Source organism: Kitasatospora nipponensis (assembly GCF_039528135.1).
Lineage (GTDB): Bacteria > Actinomycetota > Actinomycetes > Streptomycetales > Streptomycetaceae > Kitasatospora > Kitasatospora nipponensis.
Window position 1 is genome coordinate 1 of the sequence record NZ_BAAALF010000429.1, and the last position, 1,672, is coordinate 1,672.

Here is a 1,672-nt window from a genome sequence, read left to right on the forward strand (position 1 = left end):
TGACCTGACCTGTAGGGTCTCAAATTTCGTGTCGGAATCTCATGATCGGTGTCGGATCGAAGTCGGATCCGACACCGGTCTGAGATTCGCAGGTCGCTGCCGTACCTCGTTCGAGTGAGTGTTGCTGCTGTGCTCCCGTCAGCATGTTGGGCGGGAGCATCGTGCTGTCGAGGGGCAACTCCAACTCGGGAGCGGGGATGGAAGCGACTGTCAGCTTTCGTGGGCACGGTGGCGGGATTGAAGAGTGCTCATGGGCGTCTGTGGCGCCGGCGTCGCTGCAGATAGCTCATCCGTGGCGGACGTTCCGCTGGTACAGGGACCAGAAGCACTACTCGGGCACCTACTGGTCGGGGACGATGCGCGATCACGTGATCTACGAGTCACGGCTTGAGTTGTCGCGTCTGCTCTTCGCCGATTTTGATCCGTCTGTACGCGCTGTTGTGGCCCAGCCCTTTCTGCTGCAGACGGTGCTGGAGGGGAAGACGCGTCGGCACATCCCGGACTATCTTCTGCTCACCGGGCCGGTGCCGGTGGTTGTCGACGTCAAGCCGTTGCAGCGGTTGTCCAAGCCGGAGGTGGCGTTCACCTTCGACTGGACTCGGAGGGCGGTGGAATCCCGGGGATGGGAGTACGAGGTCTGGAGCGAGCCTCCGGCCGCAGAGCTGGAGAACATCCGGTTCCTCGCGGGCTACCGCAGGGACTGGCTGTTCAAGCCCGAGATTTTGGAAGCGCTGCGGGAAGCGGATCTTGACGGGCTTCCTCTTGGACAAGCCATGAGGTGTCTGCCGGATCATCCGGAACCTCAAGTCCGTTCCACTCTCTACCATTTGCTCTGGAAGCAGACTTTCGTCACCGATCTCGACCAGCCTCTCGGCCCTTCGCGCATCCTGCGGAGGTCAGCGTGAGCAGGGCGGCGACCCGAGTCGGAGTTGGTACGCGCTTCCGCTACGACGGGGAATCCGTCGAGGTGGTGGAGATGGCCGCGACCACAGCGGGTAATGAAGTCGTCCTGAAGGATGGTCACGGGCGGCTTCTGCGGCTGTCGCTCAAGGAGTTGCTGTTCTCTGACCGTGCCGCGATCAGTCCTGATGGCCCGGGACCGGCCGCAGATGACGAAGGCGAGATCGCCTCCGTGGTCCTTGGGCAACTCGATGCGGAGGAGAGACAGAAAGTCCTGGAGCGAGCTGGGCACGTCCGCGAGGTACTGACCGGCTACCGCTCCGGCAGCGGGGAGTTGGCGGGCGACGACGAACCGAAGGCCGCCTACGCCACGGCAGTGCCGATGGAAGCGAGGAAGGCTGCCAAAGCTGCGGAACTTGGCGTGACGGCCCGCACCATCGAGCGCTGGGTCGCTGGATTTCTCCAGCATGGCGAGGCCGGCCTTGCACCGAGGAGGACGCGTTCGGAGCGGTCACAGACCTCGGTCGATGACCGGTGGGTGGAGACCGCGGTGGAGGTGATGGTCGAGCACATCGACCGGTCGCGTCCGTCGCGGACGATGGTGATCGAGCGGACCCGGGCCCGGGTGATTGCGCGGTTCGGTGAGGGAGTGGTGCCGCAGCCGAGTCGGGCGACGGCGTTTCGGCTGATGGAGGAGCTGGAGCGACGCCATCCGCTGTTCCGGCTGAGCACGAAGCGCAATCGGGACATTGCCGGTCGGCCGGGGGGCCCG

Annotated in this window: 2 protein-coding genes; both read left to right on the forward strand. The window is 64.4% G+C overall.

The window, feature by feature from the left end; translation table 11 throughout:
* Nucleotides 1-197: 197 nt before the first annotated feature.
* The gene (locus ABD323_RS40905; RefSeq protein ID WP_344447181.1) at nucleotides 198-905 is read left to right on the forward strand and encodes a TnsA-like heteromeric transposase endonuclease subunit; all 708 of its coding nucleotides are present in this window, start codon (nucleotides 198-200) and stop codon (nucleotides 903-905) included.
* A 71-nt stretch (nucleotides 906-976) separates the two neighbouring features.
* A partial coding sequence (locus ABD323_RS40910) for a helix-turn-helix domain-containing protein (RefSeq protein WP_344447182.1) occupies nucleotides 977-1,672 on the forward strand: 696 nt, incomplete at its 3' end.